This is a genomic window from Paenibacillus sp. FSL R7-269, assembly GCF_000517865.1.
GTDB lineage: Bacteria > Bacillota > Bacilli > Paenibacillales > Paenibacillaceae > Paenibacillus_AQ.
This window is the reverse complement of record NZ_ASPS01000122.1, coordinates 1-2,133: the sequence shown is the minus strand read 5'-3', so window position 1 is coordinate 2,133 and position 2,133 is coordinate 1. Positions and strand designations below refer to the sequence as shown.

Annotated in this window: 2 protein-coding genes; both read left to right on the top strand. The window is 36.8% G+C overall.

The annotated features are described in order from the left end of the window. Positions 1-127 precede the first annotated feature (127 nt). The gene (locus C162_RS34875; protein ID WP_051494097.1) at positions 128-757 is read left to right on the top strand and encodes a restriction endonuclease; all 630 of its coding nucleotides are present in this window, start codon (positions 128-130) and stop codon (positions 755-757) included. Then, on the top strand, positions 754-2,133 hold a 1,380-nt coding region (locus C162_RS34870; RefSeq protein ID WP_162174504.1), incomplete at its 3' end, for a J domain-containing protein. The genes C162_RS34875 and C162_RS34870, both read left to right, overlap by 4 nt.

Below are 2,133 nucleotides of genomic sequence, written 5' to 3'. Positions count from 1 at the left end.
AATACGGGAATTCTTCCCTTTTCGTTAGTTTACTTCACCGGGGGATGTTTTTCTAACTTTTTCAGTTTTTCGTTTCACGGATTCAGGTCTAACTTTAAAGGTAAACTATAAGTTTAAACAAGCTATAATGGAACAGCACAAGTTAGATGAAGAGAATATTGAAATTACAATGGCTAGAGTAAAGAGAGAAGAGCGGCTCCAACGACATCAAGATGAGATACGTAAAAAAAGGGCGCATGCGGATCGTCTTTGGCGTGAGCACATTCAAAGAAGTAATATTGACTACATTGATAAGATGAACGGAATTGAATTCGAGAACATACTCAAATATTTTTTTGAAAATATAGGGTATAGGGTACGTACTACCACTGTCTCTGGCGACCAAGGAGTAGATTTAATAATTGAGAAAGAAAACAAGCGAATTGGCTTACAGGCTAAGCGCTATAGTGAGAAAAATCGTGTAGGAAATAAGGCTGTTCAAGAAATTATAAGTGGTGTTGTTTTTTACGATCTGAATGAAGGCTGGGTAATTACAACATCGACTTTCACGGATGCAGCCGTGCAGTTGGCTGAGAAAGCAAAGATCCAATTGATTGATAGATATAAATTGAAAACTCTTTTGGCAAAACAGCAAAAAAAACAATTTGAGCATTGGGAGGTCATTACCTGTTATGAATGCGGGGTTCTAAATCGAGTAGATTTTATAAAAGTTAAAATTGCCAAGTGTGGCAAGTGTGGGATGGGGATAGACATTTGAATCAATTTACTGATTATTATACTGTCTTAAGTGTTCCTTTCGGGGCCTCAAGTAATGCTATAAAAGATTCATTTAGGGCGAAAGCAAAAGTATTGCATCCAGACGTGGGAGGGGACTCTGAGGTTTTTCAAAGGCTACGGAAGGCCTATGAGATATTATCAGATCCCAAATCTAGAGAAAATTATGATCGTTTATATAGGTTGTACTTCTCAAAGATAACCAACGAGAATCTAAATCAAAATCAGAACAATGAAAAAAATCAAACCCGATATTCAGATCCGGAAAAGCAATCTCGTAAAAGGGATGTCCATATAGCTCCTCAAAAGAAGATAGAAGTGGCCGTATTTTCACCTCCATACTGGTTTGGACTTTTAAAAATCGGGGGCATACTACTTACCACTGTAGGTATCTTTCTGATTACTGCTAATTCTCTTTATAGTAAGGGCATTCCAGTGTTTACGAATGATATATCTTCTTCAAGTAGGACGAGTGCATCTCAAACAAGTTCTGCTTCATCAATAAAAACAGATACGAATTCTGAGGAACTTCCTAGTTACTTTACTTTAGGTTCCAGTTCCAAGTTCGTTATTAAGATCATGGGAAAACCTGCAACAATGACCGAAAAAAAGTGGAAGTATGGTAATTCAATCATATTCTTCGATGAAAATGACTTTGTAGTTGGCTATGAGAATAACGGGGAGTTAAAAGTGTTATTAAAAAATAAAACTAAAAACGGGGAAGTGCGAAAGGGTTACTCTAAGATCCAAGTTCTTGATCTACTAGGTACTCCTAAGAGCATTCTTGATGAAATATGGGTTTTCGAGAGCGTTACTATTCAATACGACGAATATCAGCAAGTTACTTCAATAAAAGATCCTATAAAGCAATTAGATAAAGGCAAAGAAGAGAGTTTGACAACAAATAGAACGTTAACAAAAGAGGAGTCTAATGTAGAAACGGCACAAGTAGATTCCAAATTCAACAAAAGTGAAGAGTTATCAACAGAGCATTTCGACCAGCTAGATCAATCAAAAGTGGCCTCGGCAACTGAAAAGCCGAAATCCGAAGCTAATAAAGAATTTGGGCTTGGTGCAAGCATGAAAGATGTTGAGAAAATCATGGGTAAGCCAACATCAATAAATGGGAGAGATTGGAGTTATGATTTCTCAAGAATTACTTTTGATAGAGAAGGTAAGGTAGAAGGCTATAGTGATATTAGTGATAATTTAAAAGTTTGGTTAGGAAACCAAGAGGCTAATACAAGCTTCTCGATCGGTTCCACAAAAAGTGATGTCATCAAAGCCATGGGGACACCAACTTCAGTTAACGGTAGTAATTGGAGTTATGATTTCTCAAGTGTCGATTTCAATAGAGAA